The 15,888-nt window shown below is 64.8% G+C and carries 14 protein-coding genes; 11 read left to right on the top strand and 3 right to left on the bottom strand.

The annotated features are described in order from the left end of the window. Nucleotides 1-24: 24 nt before the first annotated feature. Nucleotides 25-1,197: an ABC transporter substrate-binding protein gene (locus BB029_RS17890; protein WP_065940184.1), complete on the bottom strand. Its 1,173-nt coding sequence runs from the start codon at nt 1,195-1,197 to the stop codon at nt 25-27. Nucleotides 1,198-1,365: 168 nt separating this feature from the next. Here BB029_RS17890 and BB029_RS17885 point away from each other — a divergent pair, with 168 nt between their 5' ends. Further along, nucleotides 1,366-2,628 (top strand): sensor histidine kinase, encoded by a 1,263-nt coding sequence (locus tag BB029_RS17885; RefSeq protein WP_065940427.1) that lies wholly within the window; start codon nt 1,366-1,368, stop codon nt 2,626-2,628. Beyond that, the gene (locus BB029_RS17880; protein WP_065940183.1) at nt 2,625-3,251 is read left to right on the top strand and encodes a response regulator transcription factor; all 627 of its coding nucleotides are present in this window, start codon (nt 2,625-2,627) and stop codon (nt 3,249-3,251) included. Before BB029_RS17885 ends, BB029_RS17880 begins: the two co-directional genes overlap by 4 nt. A 19-nt stretch (nt 3,252-3,270) precedes the next feature. Here BB029_RS17880 and BB029_RS17875 read toward each other — a convergent pair whose 3' ends face one another. Further along, nucleotides 3,271-3,918 carry a pentapeptide repeat-containing protein gene (locus BB029_RS17875; RefSeq protein ID WP_065940182.1) on the bottom strand — a complete coding sequence of 216 codons (648 nt, stop codon included), beginning with the start codon at nt 3,916-3,918 and terminating at the stop codon, nt 3,271-3,273. 245 nt (nt 3,919-4,163) lie between these two features. Beyond that, the gene (gene exaA / locus BB029_RS17870; RefSeq protein ID WP_083236441.1) at nt 4,164-6,056 is read right to left on the bottom strand and encodes a quinoprotein ethanol dehydrogenase; all 1,893 of its coding nucleotides are present in this window, start codon (nt 6,054-6,056) and stop codon (nt 4,164-4,166) included. 255 nt (nt 6,057-6,311) lie between these two features. Between exaA and pedF the strand changes: the two genes are divergently transcribed. From pedF to BB029_RS17830, 9 genes are all read left to right on the top strand, one after another. Then, nucleotides 6,312-6,773, top strand: coding sequence for a cytochrome c-550 PedF (gene pedF, locus BB029_RS17865; RefSeq protein WP_027606205.1), 462 nt, complete (start codon nt 6,312-6,314; stop codon nt 6,771-6,773). A 3-nt stretch (nt 6,774-6,776) separates the two neighbouring features. Beyond that, complete coding sequence (locus BB029_RS17860; protein WP_065926990.1) at nt 6,777-7,652, top strand: ABC transporter substrate-binding protein; 876 nt, start codon at nt 6,777-6,779, stop codon at nt 7,650-7,652. A 9-nt stretch (nt 7,653-7,661) separates the two neighbouring features. Beyond that, on the top strand, nt 7,662-8,411 hold the full coding sequence (locus BB029_RS17855; protein ID WP_065940180.1) for a quinoprotein dehydrogenase-associated SoxYZ-like carrier: 750 nt from the start codon (nt 7,662-7,664) through the stop codon (nt 8,409-8,411). A gap of 16 nt (nt 8,412-8,427) precedes the next feature. Then, on the top strand, nt 8,428-9,360 hold the full coding sequence (locus BB029_RS17850) for a quinoprotein relay system zinc metallohydrolase 1 (RefSeq protein ID WP_065940179.1): 933 nt from the start codon (nt 8,428-8,430) through the stop codon (nt 9,358-9,360). A gap of 126 nt (nt 9,361-9,486) precedes the next feature. Next, entirely contained in the window at nt 9,487-11,262 is a 1,776-nt protein-coding gene (locus tag BB029_RS17845) for a PQQ-dependent methanol/ethanol family dehydrogenase (protein WP_065940178.1), read from the top strand. Nucleotides 11,263-11,383: 121 nt separating this feature from the next. Further along, nucleotides 11,384-12,904, top strand: a complete 1,521-nt coding sequence (locus BB029_RS17840; RefSeq protein ID WP_065940177.1) for an aldehyde dehydrogenase family protein — start codon at nt 11,384-11,386, stop codon at nt 12,902-12,904. Nucleotides 12,905-13,144: 240 nt separating this feature from the next. Next, nucleotides 13,145-13,216, top strand: a complete 72-nt coding sequence (pqqA, locus tag BB029_RS32305) for a pyrroloquinoline quinone precursor peptide PqqA (protein WP_010209364.1) — start codon at nt 13,145-13,147, stop codon at nt 13,214-13,216. A gap of 127 nt (nt 13,217-13,343) precedes the next feature. Continuing rightward, on the top strand, nt 13,344-14,507 hold the full coding sequence (gene ercA, locus BB029_RS17835; RefSeq protein WP_065926995.1) for an alcohol dehydrogenase-like regulatory protein ErcA: 1,164 nt from the start codon (nt 13,344-13,346) through the stop codon (nt 14,505-14,507). After that, on the top strand, nt 14,491-15,861 hold the full coding sequence (locus tag BB029_RS17830) for a hybrid sensor histidine kinase/response regulator (RefSeq protein WP_065940176.1): 1,371 nt from the start codon (nt 14,491-14,493) through the stop codon (nt 15,859-15,861). The genes ercA and BB029_RS17830 overlap by 17 nt, the downstream gene beginning before the upstream one ends. Nucleotides 15,862-15,888 lie beyond the last annotated feature (27 nt).

The following is a 15,888-nucleotide window of genomic DNA, read 5'->3' as shown; positions in this document are numbered from 1 at the left end:
TTCCTTATTATTGTGGGTAGGTGATCAAGGGAAGCGGCAGGTCACCTCGGGTTTGTCATAGCCCAGGCTGTCCATTTCGTTGGTGGGGTGCAGGAAACCGTCCTGGGGCGAGGTGCTGACCAGCGCGCGGGGCTGCACGATAGGAATCGGCTGGCGCAGTTGGCCGTTCCAGGGGCGGTAACTGAGCTTGCGGCCCTTGAACCCGTCCAGGGGCAGTTGCTCGCTGATTTCCACTTGGCGGATCGCCATGGGCTCGACCTGGCGCAACTTGCTCACTGCACTGGCGACGCTGCGCACGGCCATCCAGGCGGCGAAGTCGCGGTCGTTCATCCAACGCCCGGCCAGGGCCTCGAAGCGTTTCTGCAATTGGGCGGCGCCGTAGGTCTCGACGGTTTTGTGCCAGCCGGTGGGCGTCAGGCCCTGGGTGCCGGCGACGGGGCGCGGGTACCAGGTCTGGTAGGGCACGTACTCGCCGAAGTCGCCGCGCTCGTCGGCCACCAGCACCACGTCGTATTCGGCGGTCTGGGTGAACAGCGGCATATCCGCCTGGGCGCTGCGGCGCTGGTCGTTATCGAAGCGCCAGGCCTTTTCCGCCACCAGCTGCACGCCGAAGCGCTTGGCGGCGCGCCGCAGGGCGGCGGCGTAGGCCTGGTCATCCTCGGTGGGGCCGACGATCAGCAGTGCCTTCTGCCATTTGCGCACTACCAGGAACTGCGCCAGCGCATCGGCGAGCATCGCGCGGCTGGGCAGGGTATGCAGCACGTTGCCCAGGCAGTCGCTGCTGCGCAGGCGGTCATCCGGGCTGCCGGCGTTGAACAGCAGGCTGTCGGGCAACGCCGCGCTGAGTTGGCGCAGGCTGGCGGCGGGTGCGTTGATCACGAACAGGCGCAGGCCCTGGGCATGCTGGGCCTGGGCGGCGGCGAGCAGAGCGTCCGGAGTGTCCACCGTGGCGCTGGTCAGGCTGTAGCGCTGGTTGAGAAAGGCGCCGGTGCTGTTGCTGTCGATGATCGCCAGTTCAGCACCGCGCTGCCCGGCATCGGCAGGCTCGGGAATCACATTCGACAGCAGCGGGCCCGGATCGGGCCGATAACCCAGGTAGCCGATCTGCACCTGCAAGGGCGCTTCGGCGGCCTGGCCGGTGGCGGCCCAGGCGATCGCCAGCAGGCAGATCACGGCGTAGGGGGCGAGCTGGCGCATAAGGCACTCCATGACAGGTAGCGCCAGCATAGGAACCCTGAACGTCGCTGCAAATATGCAGAAAGTAGCGCTGGGGCAGTACCAAGGTAGTAGCCCCGGGCGCGCCGTGTGGTTTTAGCATGGAGCACCACGGGCTCTATCCACAGGAGTGACACCAGCATGCGCGTCTTGTCGGCCTTGTGGCGCATCAACCTATGGGTGTTCGGCTTCTTCATCCTGGTGACCTGCGCCTGCACCGCGCTGTTGCTGCACCAGGCCCTGGCCGATGTGGGGCGCGAGCTGCAATCGGCCGAAGCGGTGGTGCACTACCTGAGCGAAACCGCCGCGCGCGACCCGGCCAGCCTGCAACCCCACCTCACCGCGAGTTTGCGCCATGTTCGCGTGCACTGGCTGGCGAGCGGCGACACCGTGCAAGCGCCGGACGCGGACGGGCTGGACGCCTGGCTCGGGCGCCTGTTGTTTGCCGAGGCGCGGCGCAGTGCCCAGGTGCTGGACTTGCCGGACGGCCGGCGCGTGTCCATCGCTGTCGACCCACGGGATGAAATCGACGAGGTCTGGGACTCCCTGCAACAACTGCTGGGCCTGTGCGCCCTGGCTCTGGCCCTGAGCCTGTTGACCATCCGCTGGGCGGTGCGCCGGGGTATGGGCGTGCTGGATGAATTGCTGCGCGCGCTGCAACAGGTGTGCGCCGGCCAGCTCAATGTGCGCCTGGGCAGCCAAGGCGCGCCGGAAGCACGCCAACTGGCGCTGCACTTCAACCGCATGACCGACGCCCTGGAGCAGGCGCGCACCGATAACACCCGGCTTACCCAAACCCTGCTGGCGGTGCAGGAGCAGGAACGCACCCACCTGGCCCAGACCCTGCACGATGACCTCGGCCAATACCTGGCCGGCATTCGCGCCCAGGCCTGCCTGTTGCGCCTGGTCACCGACCAGCCGCACCTGCTGGCGCCCACGGTGGCGCAACTCGAGGATCACTGCGAGCACTTGCAGCAAGGCTTCCGGGCATTGGTCCACGACCTTTATCCGGTGGCCCTGCAACACCTGCCGATGGCCGAGGCGTTTGCGCTGCTGGTCACCCAGTGGCAGGCCAGCCACGGCATTCCCTGCCACCTGCAGGTCAGCACCGACCTGCCGCTGTTGCCCGGCGCCAGCAAGACCCATCTGTACCGCCTGCTCCAGGAAGCCCTGACCAACATCCTGCGGCATGCCGACGCCAGCCAGGTGCACGTGCGCCTGCAACATCGCGGTTCGCGCCTGCGCCTGTGGGTGCGCGATAACGGTCGCGGTGCAGACACGCCCCAGCGGCCCGGCGTGGGCCTGTATTCAATGGCCGAACGCGCCCGTTGCCTGGGCGGCGAATTGAAGATCATCAGCCACCCCGGCGCCGGCTGGGCGTTGGCGTTGAACATGCCGTTGGAGGCCTCATGAATATTCTGTTGGTGGATGACCACGCGGTGGTACGCCAAGGCTATGCCAGCCTGTTGCGTGCGCTGCTGCCGGCCGTTGAAGTGCGCGAGGCGGCCAGTGGCGAAGAGGCGTTGAGCCGGGTCCAGGAAGCGCTGCCGCACCTGGTGATCATGGACTTCGGCCTGCCGGGCATCAGCGGCCTGGAAACCACCCGGCGCCTGCGCCAGCGCCTGCCGCACCTGCGCGTGCTGTTTTTCAGCATGCACGACGAGTTGCCCCTGGTGCGCCAGGCCCTGGAGGCGGGCGCCTCGGGCTACCTGACCAAAACCTCGGCACCCGAGGTGTTGATCGAAGCGGTGCGGCGCATCCTCGACGGCCACGCCTACATCGAACAGGCCCTGGCCACCGAACTGGCCTATACGCCCGGTGATCAACGCTTGCAGGGCATGACCCCGCGCGAGCTGGAAATCTTCCTGATGCTGGCCAAGGGCACGCCGACCCGAGCGATTGCCGACCAGCTGAATATCAGCAGCAAGACCGTGTCCAATCACCTGACGTTGCTCAAGAGCAAATTGCAGGTGAGTTCCCATGCCGAGCTGGTGCACCTGGGGATCGACATGGGCGTGGTGCGGGTGGTTGGATAACAGCGTATGCGCGGGGGGGCTAGCGATCCCAGGTGGTGGGGCAGTCGATGCAGCCTTCCATATTGGCATCCTGTAAGTTCGCGTAGTGCTGGCGGCTGCCGGTGAGGGTGGCCTGTTCCAGGTTGCTCTCGCCGAACTTGGCTTCCTGCAGGTTGGCATCGCTGAGGTCGGCCCCTTGCAGGTCGGCCTTGCTCAGCCAGGTCATTTCCAGGTCGGCCGCACGCAGGTTGGCCTTGTGCATTTTCGCCCCCGACAGCCGCGCAAATTGCAGGTAGGCCGCGCTGAGGTTGGCGTTTTCGAACTGCGCACCCTGGGCGAACAGGCCCCAACCCTGGATCGCCATCAACGTGGCGCCGCTGAAGTCGGCCAGGCGCAGGTTGCTTTGTTGCAGGCTGGCGCGGGTCAGGTTGGCGCCTTGCAGTCGGGCTTTTTCCAGGTTGGCCAGGTCGAGGTTGGCATGGCGCAGATCCGCCTCGCGCAGGTCGGCGCCGGCCAGGTTCATCTTGCTCAAGTCCTGGTTGCGCAGGTTGGCGCCCTTGAGGTTGGCGCCGGGGCATTGGCTGTGTGCGGCGATGGTGCAGCCGTTGATGATCAGCGGCGCATCGTCGCCATCGTCGGCGTGGGCCACGGGCAGGCAGAGCAGGAGTAACAAGGGCAGGTAGTTCATCGTGCGACCTCTGGGGATCCTGTGGTGAGCGGGCTTGCTGTGGTGAGGGCCTTGCTGTGGTGAGTGGGCTTGCTGTGGTGAGCGGGCTTGCCCCGCGCTCGGCTGCGCAGCAGTCGCAGAACCTGAGCGCACGGAGGTGCTGGAGGAATGCCAGGGCCGCTTCGCAGCCCAGCGCTGGGCAAGCCCGCTCACCACAAGGGAAGAAGCCGCTTGCTGCAAAAAGCGGCCCGGCATTCTCGCGGAGGTTATTTTTGCGCGGTCTTCTGATCCCAGCTCGGAATCTTGAACACCCAGAACGACCCGCCTTGCGCCACCGGCTTGGTCAGCTCGGCCATGTCGCCGCCCCACAACGGCACCGCGCCGCCGTAGCCGACGGTGACGCCGACATACTGCTCGCCATCCTGCTCCCAGGTGATCGGCGGCGAGACGATGCCGCTGCCGGTCTGGAACTTCCACAGCTCCTTGCCGGTTTTCGCGTCGAAGGCCTTGAAGAAGCCGTCGCCGGTGCCGGTGAACACCAGGTTGCCCTTGGTCGCCAACACGCCGGCCCACAGCGGCAAGGCTTCCTTGTGCTCCCACACCACCTTGCCGGTAGTCGGGTTCATTGCCCGCAGGGTGCCGACGTGGTCGTCATACATGCGCTTGATGCGAAAACCCATGCCCAGGTACGCCGAGCCCTTCTTGTAGTTGACCTCTTCGGTCCAGTATTCCTCTTTCCACTGGTTGCCCGGGATGTAGAACAGGCCGGTGTCCTGGCTGTAGGCCATGGGGTTCCAGTTCTTGCCCCCCAGGAACGGCGGCGAGACTTCCACCGGCTTGCCTTTGGTTTCACCCGGCAAGGGCTTGGCCGGACGCTGGCCTTCGTTCTCCACCGGACGCCCGGTCTTCAGGTCGATATGGCTCGCCCAGGTGATGTTGTCGACGAACGGGAAGGCGTTCTGCAGCTTGCCGTTGTTGCGGTCCACCACATAGAAAAAGCCGTTGCGGTCAGCGTGGCCGGTGGCCTTGAGCACCTTGCCGTCCTTGTCCTTGTAGTCGAACAGCACCAGCTCGTTGTTGCCGGAGAAGTCCCAGGCATCGTTCGGGGTGTGCTGGTAGAACCACTTCACTTCGCCGGTGCTCGGGTCGACGCCGACCTGGCCGGAGGTGTAGAGGCTGTCGAAGTCGTGGGGGTTGCCGTCCTTGGCGGTGCGCGCCCAGGTGTTCCACGGGCCGGGGTTGCCGGCGCCGACGATGATCGTGTTGGTCTCGGCATCGAAGCTCGCGCTCTGCCAAGGGGCGCCGCCGCCGTGGCTCCAGGCCTCGACCTTGCCGGTTGGGGTGGTCGGGTCATCCGGCCACGAAGGCGCCTTGACGTCGCCGGTGGTGGTGCTGTCCTTGCCGTTGAGGCGGCCCATATGGCCTTCCACGAACGGGCGCATCCACACTTCTTCCCCGGTGTCCGGGTCGCGGGCAAACAGCTGGCCGACCACGCCGAATTCATCGCCGGAGCTGCCGTGGATCAGCAGCACCTTGCCGCTGACCTTGTCTTTGATCAGCACCGGGGCGCCGGTCATGGTGTAGCCGGCGGCGTGGTCGCCGAACTTCTTGTTCCACACCACTTTGCCGGTGTGCTTGTCGAGGGCGATCAGGCGCGCGTCGAGGGTGCCGAAGTAGATCTTGTCGCCGAAAATCGCCGCACCGCGGTTGACCACGTCGCAGCATGGGCGAATGTTGTCGGGCAGGCGGTGGTTGTAGGTCCACAGGCGCTTGCCGGTCTTGGCGTCGAGGGCGAACACGCGGGAATAGGAGCCGGTGACGTAGACCACGCCGTCGCTGACGATGGCCTGGGATTCCTGGCCGCGTTGCTTCTCATCGCCGAACGAATAGGACCAGGCCGGGGTGAGCTTGAACACGTTCTTGTCGTTGACCTGGGCCAGCGGGCTCCAGCGCTGGGCGTTGGTGCCCATGCCGTATTGCAGCACGTCCTGGGTGGTCAGGTGGTCGTTGGCGATGTCTTCCCAGGTGACATTGTGCGTCGGCTTGGCGGGTTCGGCGGCCGCGAACGTTGCCGCACTGAGGGACAGGCTGCCCACCAGCAAAAAGGCTTGCACGGCAAGGCTTAAAGGTGAGCGGGCGGGTAGCGATCTTATTGTCATGGTTGCAGTTCCCAGTGGAGGTTTTGGCCTGCACAGGGTGGAACGCCGGGGCGCCGGGCGGATACGGAAAAACTCCCGCTGTGGCCGGGAAGACTTCCCGAGGCGCCGCTGTTTTAGGCGTGCCCCACAAGCCCTACTACCAAGGGAGGAGAGGGCGGCCACCAAAGCAGCATACGGCCCATGCCCCGGGGTTTCTAAGATGGTTGCCATAGCCTCTGCAATGAGGTTTTGCGTGCAATCCTGAGGGCAAAAATAATGACAACAAAACACAATGCCTTGCTCGTCGCCGGGCTGTTGGTCGGTGTGATCGCCGGGGGCTCCGCCTGGGCCCATGGCAACGTGGTCCCGCAAGCGGTGGAAACCAAGGGCCTGACCTCGATCAAGGACGCCGGTGTGCCGGTCAACGAAGACGGCTGGGCGGCGGTCAACCCATACCGCACCTCGCCTGAACACGACCGCGCCGTGGAAATCGGCTCGTCCGCCTACAACCAGAACTGCGCCGCCTGCCACGGCCTGGAAGCCAAGTCCGGCGGCATCGCCCCCGACCTGCGCATGCTCGATGTGGGCGAAGCCGGTGATGAGTGGTTCGTCGAGCGCGTGCGCCATGGCGCGGTGCGTGACGGTCGCGTGTACATGCCGAAAATGGCCGACTACTTGAGCCAGGAAGCCTTGTGGGCCGTGCGCACCTACCTGGACAGCGTGCACGTCGAGGAGTAAGCCATGCGCCTGTTCGCTTATGTGCTTGGCCTGGCCCTGCTGTGTTGCCAGCCGGCACAGGCGCAGGTGCGCAGCTATGACCAGATGATCGCCGCCGGCGAAATCAACGTGGCGGTGTACAAGGACTTTGCCCCCTACAGTTTCGAAGACGGCGCCACCGCGCGCGGGGTCGACGTGGAACTGGCCCAGGCCCTGGCCACGGCGCTGGGGGTACGGCTCACGTTGATCTGGGCGCCGGCCGGCGAGAAGCTCGACGATGACCTGCGCGACTACATCTGGCGCGGCAGCCCGTTGCACAACCAGCAACTGGCCGACCTGATGATGCGCGCGCCCTACGACCGCGATTACGCACAAAAGCGCAACGACCAGGGCGAACTGGAAAACGGCCATGTGGTGATGTTCGGGCCGTACCAGAACGAACAATGGCAGGTGGCCTACGATCGTCGGCGCCTGGACACGGTCGCCAGCGTGGCGGTGTTCGAGCAGCACCCGATTGGCGTCGAAGTCGACAGTGTGCCGTCGTTCTACCTCACCTCGGTGTTCAACGGCATGCTCGCCGCCAAGACCCATCACTACCCCGACGTACCCCAGGCCTTTGCGGCGATGAAAGCCGGTGAGGTCGATGCGGTGATGGCGATGCGCGGCGAAGTCGATTGGCAGGTGCATGAAGCCCACGACCCGCAACTGGCCCTGGCCGAAAACGCCTACCCGAACATGGGCAAACAACGCTGGGAGATCGGCATGGCGGTGCACGAGAGCAATCGCCAGTTGGCTTACGCGGTGGAAGAGGCGCTGGAAGGCCTGATCCGCGACGGCGCGGTGCAAGCCATCTATGCCCGTTACGGCCTGCAGTACGAAGTCCCCGAGATGTATCAATAGGAGCAGGCGATGAACTGGCGACTGAGCTGCATCCTGGCGTGCTGGCTGCCGCTGGCGGCGCACGCCGTGGAGGTCGATCCGGTGCCGTCGGTGATGTGGGCCTTCTATCACAAGCAGTTCCTGGCGCAGGCGCCGTTCGTGTTCGACGACCGAGTCAAGCTCCTCGCGCCGCCGTTCGCCGAAGATGCGCGTCAGGTGCCGCTGGAAATCGATGCACGGGCCTTCAGCGGCCATGTGGTGAAGATCCTCACCTGGGCCGAGCTCAACCCGTTGCCGAAAATCGTCGACTTCCAGCCCAAGGCCGGGGTGCTGCCATGGCTGTCGCTGCGGATTCGTATCGAGCAGGCCACCCCGTTGCGGGCGGCGGTGCTCACCGATGACGGCTTGTGGCACGTGGGCTCGACCTTGATCGACGCGGCCGGTGGCGGCTGCACCGCGCCCAGCGTGGTACGCACCCAGTCGGGCTGGGAAGAGCACATCGGCGAAGTGCTCGGCGGCCGTTACCCGCGTGGCGAGTTCAGCCGCGTGCGTGTGCAGGTGGCGCACCCGATGGACAACGGCATGGTCAGCGGCATCCCCGAGTTTTTTATCAACCATGCGCAACTGCGCGGCCAGGACGGCCAGGTGCTGGCTGATCTTGAGCTGTTCCCGGCGGTCAGCGAAAACCCCAACCTGGCCTTTGATATCGCCGCGCCGGGCCCCACCCGCCTGGTGCTGCGCGACAACAGCGGCAATGAGTTCGACGCGGCCATCCCCTGACCAGAAGGAGCGCGGTATGCGCTGGATTCTATTGTTATGCCTGGGCCTGAGCCTGCCCGCCCTGGCGGACCTCGACTACGCCCTCAAGCCCCGGCTGATCGCCGACGACACCTGGCTGCTCGAAGGCAGCACCGACAATTTTGCCAAGGCCAACGGCGGCAATATCGTCAACACCGCCTTCATCGTCACCGAGGCCGGTGTGGTGGTGATCGACACCGGACCGTCGCGGCGCTACGGCGAAGCCATGCGCGAGGCCATCGCCCGTGTCACCCCCAAACCGGTGATCCAGGTGCTGATTACCCATCATCACCCCGACCATGCGCTGGGCAACCAGGCCTTCAAGGACGTGCCCATCGGCGCCCTGGCCGAGACCGCGCGCCTGCTGCATGAGCAAGGCGACGGCATGGCGGAAAACCTCTACCGCATGGTCGGCGACTGGATGCGCGGCACCGAGGTGGTGTTGCCCACCCAAGTGCTGGAGCCCGATGTACTGAGCGTCGGCCGCCACGACTTGCGCCTGCTCGCGCTCAGCGGTCACACCGGCGCCGACCTGGCGATCTTCGACCAGAGCACCGGCGTGCTGTTTGCCGGCGACCTGGTGTTTTACCAGCGCGCCCTCACCACCCCCAACAGCCCGGGGCTGGCGGTGTGGCTGGCGGACCTCGGCACCCTGCAAGCCTTGCCCTGGACCCTGATCGTGCCCGGCCATGGCCCGGTGGCCAGCGACGCGCAACCCTTTATACAGATGCGTGACTACCTGACCTGGCTCGATCAACTTTTGCGTGACGGCGCGGCCCAGGGCAGCGACATGGCCGAGATGATCCGCAGCCCAATCCCCGCACGCTTCGCGGCGATCAGCCTGAGCCGCTATGAACTGATCCGCAGCGTCAGCCACCTGTACCCGCGGTACGAGCGCGAACAGATGCAACGCGTGGATTCGCCGCGCTGACCCGCTACTAAGGAACTAGCAAACTCGATACTGCGGTCAATTGTGACAACGGCCCCTGCGCCCAAGAATCTGCACCAGACCGGGAAAATTTCCCGGGTATAACAAAAAACCGCAGAGGTAGCCGTCATGACCCAACCCGCACGTCGCCAACCCTTCGCCTTGAGTGTGTTGCTCGGTGCCATCCTGTTATCCGGCCAGGCCATGGCCTCGGTCACCGATGAGGACATCCTCCAGGACCCGAAAAACCCCGGGCAGATCGTCACCAACGGCCTCGGCGTGCAGGGCCAGCGCTACAGCCCCCTCGATACCCTGAACGTCGACAACGTCAAGGACCTGCGCCCGGTCTGGGCGTTTTCCTTTGGCGGCGAGAAGCAGCGTGGGCAACAGGCGCAGCCGATGATCAAGGACGGGGTGATGTACCTCACCGGTTCCTACTCGCGGGTGTTCGCGGTGGATGCGCGCACCGGCAAGAAGCTCTGGCAGTACGATGCGCGTCTGCCCGATGACATCCGCCCGTGCTGTGACGTGATCAACCGTGGCGTGGCGCTGTACGGCGACCTGGTGTTCTTCGGCACCCTCGACGCCAAGCTGGTGGCGCTGAACAAAGACACCGGCAAAGTGGTGTGGAGCAAGCAGGTCGCCGACCACAAGGAAGGCTACTCGATCAGCGCCGCGCCCCTGGTGGTCAACGGTAAGCTGATCACCGGCGTGGCCGGTGGCGAATTCGGCGTGGTTGGCAAGATCCAGGCCTATGACCCGAAAAACGGCGAGCTGCTGTGGAGCCGCCCGACGGTCGAAGGTCATATGGGTTATGTCTACAAGGATGGCAAAGCCGTGGAAAACGGCATTTCCGGTGGCGAGGCGGGCAAGACCTGGCCGGGCGACCTGTGGAAAACCGGCGGCGCCGCACCGTGGCTGGGCGGCTACTACGACCCGGAAACCAACCTGCTGCTGTTCGGCACCGGCAACCCGGCGCCGTGGAACTCGCACCTGCGCCCCGGCGACAACCTCTACTCGTCCTCGCGCCTGGCGCTGAACCCGGACGACGGCACCATCAAGTGGCACTTCCAGAGCACGCCCCACGACGGCTGGGACTATGACGGCGTCAACGAGCTGATCGCCTTCAACTACACCGAAGGCGGCAAGGAAATCAAAGCGGCAGCCACCGCCGACCGCAACGGCTTCTTCTACGTGCTCGACCGCACCAACGGCAAGTTCATCCGTGGCTTCCCGTTTGTCGACAAGATCACCTGGGCCAGCGGCCTGGATAAGGACGGTCGGCCGATCTACAACGAAGCCAGCCGCCCAGGCGCGCCGGGCAGCGAAACCAAGGGCACCTCGGTGTTTGTCGCGCCGGCGTTCCTCGGTGCGAAGAACTGGATGCCGATGGCCTATAACCGCGACACCGGGCTGTTCTATGTGCCGTCCAACGAGTGGGGCATGGACATCTGGAACGAAGGCATCGCCTACAAGAAGGGCGCGGCGTTCCTTGGCGCCGGCTTCACCATCAAGCCGCTGAACGAAGACTACATCGGCGTACTGCGCGCCATCGACCCGAAGACCGGCAAGGAAGTCTGGCGCCACAAGAACTTTGCGCCGCTGTGGGGCGGGGTGCTGACCACCAAGGGCAACCTGGTGTTCACCGGCACGCCGGAAGGCTTCCTGCAGGCGTTCAACGCCAAGACCGGCGAGAAGGTCTGGGAATTCCAGACCGGCTCCGGCGTGCTCGGCTCGCCTGTGACCTGGGAAATGGACGGCGAACAGTACGTCTCGGTGCTCTCCGGCTGGGGCGGCGCCGTGCCGTTGTGGGGCGGTGAAGTGGCCAAGCGCATCAAGGACTTCAACCAGGGCGGCATGCTCTGGACCTTCAAGCTGCCCAAAGAGCTGGTCGCCAAGCACTGAAACTACGACCAAATGACAAGTGCCCCCCTGCCAACGGCGCATTCGCCCGCCAGCGGGGGCTCTTTACTATCGGGTCATCGCCTGTTGACCGACAGGCCCGGACCCAGACAGAGGCTTTAACATGATCTACGCACAACCTGGCACCCCTGGCGCCATCGTCAGCTTCAAGCAGCGCTACGGCAATTACATCGGCGGCGAGTTCGTCGCCCCGCTCAGCGGTGAGTACTTCACCAACACCTCGCCGGTGACCGGTGAAGCGATCGCCGAATTCCCGCGTTCCAACGCCGCCGATATCGACAAGGCCCTCGACGCTGCCCATGCCGCCGCCGACGCCTGGGGCAAGACTTCGCCCCAGGATCGCTCCCTGGTGCTGCTGAAAATCGCCGACCGTATCGAGCAGCACCTCGAAGTGCTGGCCGTGACCGAAAGCTGGGACAACGGCAAGGCCGTGCGCGAAACCCTCAACGCCGACGTGCCCCTGGCCGCCGACCACTTCCGTTACTTCGCCGGCTGCATCCGCGCCCAGGAAGGCGGCGCCGCCGAGATCAACGAACACACCGCGGCCTATCACTTCCATGAGCCCTTGGGCGTGGTCGGGCAGATCATTCCGTGGAACTTCCCGCTGCTGATGGCCGCCTGGAAACTCGCCCCGGCCCTGGCCGCCGGTAACTGCATCGTGCTCAAGCCGGCCGAGCAGACGCCGCTGTCGATCATGGTGTTTGCCGAGTTGATCAATGACCTGCTGCCACCGGGCGTGCTGAATATCGTCCAGGGCTTTGGCCGCGAAGCCGGGGAGGCGCTGGCCACCAGCAAGCGCATCGCCAAGATCGCCTTTACCGGCTCGACCCCCATCGGTGCGCACATCATGCATGCGGCCGCCGAGAACCTCATTCCCTCCACCGTGGAACTGGGCGGCAAGTCGCCGAACATCTTCTTCGAAGACATCATGCAGGCTGAGCCGCAGTTCATCGAAAAAGCCGCCGAAGGCCTGGTGCTGGCGTTCTTCAACCAGGGCGAAGTGTGCACCTGCCCGTCGCGGGCGCTGGTGCAGGCGTCGATCTACGACGACTTCATGAAAGTGGTGATGAAGAAGATCGTCAAGATCAAGCGCGGCAACCCGCTGGACACCGAGACCATGGTCGGCGCCCAGGCGTCCGAGCAGCAATACGACAAGATCCTCTCCTACCTCAAGATCGCCCAGGAAGAGGGCGCCGAACTGCTCACCGGCGGCGCGGCCGAGCGCCTGGAGGGCGACCTGTCCAGCGGTTACTACATCCAGCCGACCCTGCTCAAGGGCCACAACAAGATGCGCGTGTTCCAGGAAGAAATCTTCGGCCCGGTGGTGGGTATCACCACCTTCAAGGACGAAGCCGAAGCCCTGGCGATTGCCAACGACAGCGAATTCGGCCTCGGCGCCGGGCTGTGGACCCGCGACATCAACCGCGCCTACCGCATGGGCCGGGCGATCAAGGCCGGTCGCGTATGGACCAACTGTTATCACCTGTACCCGGCGCATGCGGCGTTTGGCGGCTACAAGAAGTCGGGCGTGGGACGTGAGAACCACAAGATGATGCTCGATCACTACCAGCAGACCAAGAATTTGCTGGTGAGCTACGACATCAATCCATTGGGTTTCTTCTGATTCCAACTTGAAATGCAATCAGGTGTGGGAGGGGGCTTGCTCCCGATAGCGGTGGGTCAGTCAACAGTGATGTGGCTGATCCACCGCCATCGGGAGCAAGCCCCCTCCCACATTTTGCTCCCTGTACATTCGCGACTAATGCAGTGCGGCATTTACTTCGAAAGTAGCATTCGCACCCCCATCCCCCCATGCATTAATGCCTTCACCGGAATCTTCCGGCACAACAAGAGGACTCTCCCCATGTGGACCAAACCCGCCTTCACCGACCTGCGTATCGGCTTCGAAGTGACCATGTACTTCGCCAGCCGCTGATCCATCTCCGGCCAGCCTCGCGCTGGCCGGTGTCCTATTGGGAATGACCCTTTGGTCTGATTGCAAACGCCTGGGAATGGGTTAGTGTGGAGCGCATCTCCCAAAAATAATAACAACAGGCTTTCCAATGAGCCCCAATCTGAGCCTCCTGCGTAAATTCGTCTCGCCTGAAATCATCTTCGGTGCCGGCTGTCGGCACAACGTCGGCAACTACGCCAAGACCTTTGGTGCGCGCAAGGTCCTGGTGGTCAGCGACCCCGGTGTGATCGCCGCCGGATGGGTCGCCGATGTGGAAGCCAGCCTGCAGGCCATCGGCATCGACTACTGCCTGTACAGCGCCGTGTCGCCCAACCCGCGCGTCGAGGAAGTGATGCTCGGTGCCGAGGTGTACCGGGAAAACCATTGCGACGTGATCGTGGCCATCGGCGGCGGCAGCCCCATGGACTGCGGCAAGGCCATCGGCATTGTGGTCGCCCATGGGCGCTGCATCCTCGAGTTCGAAGGCGTGGACACCATCCGCGTGCCGAGCCCGCCGCTGATCCTGATCCCCACCACCGCCGGCACCTCGGCGGATGTCTCGCAGTTCGTGATCATTTCCAACCAGCAGGAACGCATGAAGTTCTCCATCGTCAGCAAGGCGGTGGTGCCGGATGTGTCGCTGATCGACCCGGAAACCACGGCGAGCATGGACCCGTTCCTGTCCGCCTGTACCGGCATCGACGCGCTGGTGCATGCGATCGAGGCGTTCGTGTCCACCGGCCATGGCCCGCTGACCGACCCCCATGCGCTGGAGGCCATGCGCCTGATCAACGGCAACCTGGTGCAGATGATCGCCAACCCCGGTGACATTGCCCTGCGCGAGAAGATCATGCTCGGCAGCATGCAGGCGGGGTTGGCGTTCTCCAATGCGATCCTCGGCGCGGTGCATGCCATGTCCCACAGCCTCGGCGGGTTTCTCGACCTGCCCCATGGCTTGTGCAACGCGGTCCTGGTGGAACACGTGGTGGCGTTCAACTACAACTCGGCGCCGGAGCGCTTCAAGGTGATTGCCGAGACCTTCGGCATCGATTGCCGTGGCCTCAACCACCGACAGATCTGTGGGCGCCTGGTGGAACACCTGATTGCCCTGAAACACGCCATCGGCTTCCATGAAACCCTCGGCCTGCATGGCGTGCGTGTGGCGGACATTCCGTTCCTGTCCCAGCATGCGATGCACGACCCGTGCATCCTCACCAACCCGCGCGAGTCCAGCCAGCGTGATGTCGAGGTGGTGTATGGCGAAGCGCTCTGATGACCAGCAACAGGCCCTCGCCGGTCTGTTGGGCCTGGGCAATCACTCGGCGCGCAAGAGCCACTACCCGGAGCTCACCGCGCGTCTCGACGAGCTGGAGGCCGAGCGCAACCGCTATATCCGTCTCAACGATGAGCTGGAGCAGCGCGTGGCGGCGCGCACCGATGAACTGCTGGAAGCCAACCGCAACCTGCAACAGCAGATCGCCCAGCGCGAGCAGGTCGAGCAGGAGCTGCGTGATGCCCGCGATGCCGCCGAGGCCGCCAACCGCAGCAAGGACAAATACCTCGCCGCCGCCAGCCATGACCTGTTGCAGCCACTCAACGCCGCGCGACTGCTGATCTCCACCCTGCGCGAGCGCAACCTGCCCAGCGTCGAACAGGTGCTGGTGGAACGTACGCACCAGGCCCTGGAAGGCGCCGAGGATTTGCTCACCGACCTGCTGGATATCTCGCGGCTCGACCAGGCGGCGGTCAAGCCCGATGTGGCGCTGTATCGCCTGGATGAGCTGTTTGCGCCGCTGGTCTCGGAGTTCCAGTCGGTGGCGCTGGCGGCCGGGCTGAACCTGCGCGCGCGTACCGGCCATTATGCGATTCGCACCGACCTGCGCCTGGTGACGCGGATCCTGCGTAACTTCCTCAGCAACGCCTGCCGCTACACCGACGAGGGCTGCATCCTGCTCGGCGCGCGCCGCCGTGGCGATCGCCTGCGCCTGGAGGTGTGGGACACCGGGCGCGGCATCGCGGCCGACCGCCTCGACGCGATCTTCCTTGAATTCAACCAGCTCGACGTCGGCCGTGCCTCGGACCGCAAAGGCGTAGGGCTGGGCCTGGCGATTGTCGAGCGCATCGCCGAGATCCTCGGCTACCCGGTGGCGGTCCGTTCGTGGCCCGGGCGCGGCTCAATGTTCAGTATCGAGGTGCCCATCAGCGAAGAGATGCCCCTGGCGATCAGCCAACTGCCGGTGCTACCGACCACGGGCAACCCGCTGCCGGGAAGACGCCTGCTGGTGATCGACAACGAGGTGAGCATCCTCGACAGCATGCGTGCGCTGCTGGCGCAGTGGGGCTGCGAGGTAATTACCGCCACCGACCAGGCCGGGGCGTTGCTGGCGCTGCAGGGCAGGGCGCCGGAGCTGATCCTCGCCGACTACCACCTCGACCATGGGGTGGTGGGTTGTGCGGTGGTCAAGCACCTGCGCGAGCATTTCGCGCAGAACATCCCCGCTGTGATCATCACCGCCGACCGCACCGACCAGTGCCGCCGCGCGCTGCGCCGCCTGGACGCACCGTTGCTGAACAAACCGCTCAAGCCCGGCAAGTTGCGGGCGGTATTAAGCCAGTTGTTGACCTAGGGTTGATACCCGTCAACACCTGTTGCG

Origin of the sequence: Pseudomonas sp. S3E12 (assembly GCF_001702295.1) — a bacterium.
Classification (GTDB): domain Bacteria; phylum Pseudomonadota; class Gammaproteobacteria; order Pseudomonadales; family Pseudomonadaceae; genus Aquipseudomonas; species Aquipseudomonas marginalis.
Note: the sequence above shows the minus strand (reverse complement) of the source record. Positions and strands in the feature narration are given on the sequence as shown.

Coding starts and splice junctions, on each gene's coding strand:
- ercA (WP_065926995.1), top strand. CDS start 13,344: ATGAGCCCCAATCTGAGCCTCCTGCGTAAATTCGTCTCGCCTGAAATC.
- BB029_RS17840 (WP_065940177.1), top strand. CDS start 11,384: ATGATCTACGCACAACCTGGCACCCCTGGCGCCATCGTCAGCTTCAAG.
- exaA (WP_083236441.1), bottom strand. CDS start 6,056: ATGACAATAAGATCGCTACCCGCCCGCTCACCTTTAAGCCTTGCCGTG.
- BB029_RS17845 (WP_065940178.1), top strand. CDS start 9,487: ATGACCCAACCCGCACGTCGCCAACCCTTCGCCTTGAGTGTGTTGCTC.
- BB029_RS17850 (WP_065940179.1), top strand. CDS start 8,428: ATGCGCTGGATTCTATTGTTATGCCTGGGCCTGAGCCTGCCCGCCCTG.
- BB029_RS17855 (WP_065940180.1), top strand. CDS start 7,662: ATGAACTGGCGACTGAGCTGCATCCTGGCGTGCTGGCTGCCGCTGGCG.
- BB029_RS17880 (WP_065940183.1), top strand. CDS start 2,625: ATGAATATTCTGTTGGTGGATGACCACGCGGTGGTACGCCAAGGCTAT.
- BB029_RS17875 (WP_065940182.1), bottom strand. CDS start 3,918: ATGAACTACCTGCCCTTGTTACTCCTGCTCTGCCTGCCCGTGGCCCAC.
- BB029_RS17860 (WP_065926990.1), top strand. CDS start 6,777: ATGCGCCTGTTCGCTTATGTGCTTGGCCTGGCCCTGCTGTGTTGCCAG.
- BB029_RS17890 (WP_065940184.1), bottom strand. CDS start 1,197: ATGCGCCAGCTCGCCCCCTACGCCGTGATCTGCCTGCTGGCGATCGCC.
- BB029_RS17830 (WP_065940176.1), top strand. CDS start 14,491: ATGGCGAAGCGCTCTGATGACCAGCAACAGGCCCTCGCCGGTCTGTTG.
- pedF (WP_027606205.1), top strand. CDS start 6,312: ATGACAACAAAACACAATGCCTTGCTCGTCGCCGGGCTGTTGGTCGGT.